The organism is Polycladomyces subterraneus (genome assembly GCF_030433435.1).
Taxonomy (GTDB): Bacteria; Bacillota; Bacilli; order Thermoactinomycetales; family JIR-001; genus Polycladomyces; species Polycladomyces subterraneus.
Genome location: NZ_JANRHH010000042.1, coordinates 1 through 306 on the forward strand (window position 1 = coordinate 1; position 306 = coordinate 306).

Here is a 306-nt window from a genome sequence, read left to right on the forward strand (position 1 = left end):
ATACCCGCCATCTCTGCTTTGTAGCGGATCATCTCTTTCAGCTGATAAAACGACCAGGAATGCAGGTTCCGTCCGGCTTCTTTTTTTGACTTAGCTCGGTTCCGGATGTCCGTCAAGTCTTCCATGCGGATGAGTCCAACACCGTTGGATACCGCAAAGTTGACGATTTGACGGCTGATCTTGTGATTGTGGTCTTTCATCCACCGGGCTTCTTTGTTCTTGGACTTGCGGATCGCATCGAGCTTCTTGGCTTTGCCCAGCCTCCGCCGTTTGGCGGCGTAGCGTCTGCGTATGTATGCGCATTGA

At 52.0% G+C, this 306-nt stretch carries 1 protein-coding gene; it reads right to left on the minus strand.

From position 1 onward, the window contains the following. Positions 1-306: transposase (locus NWF35_RS12065; protein WP_301239415.1), on the minus strand; the 306-nt coding region annotated here is incomplete at both ends.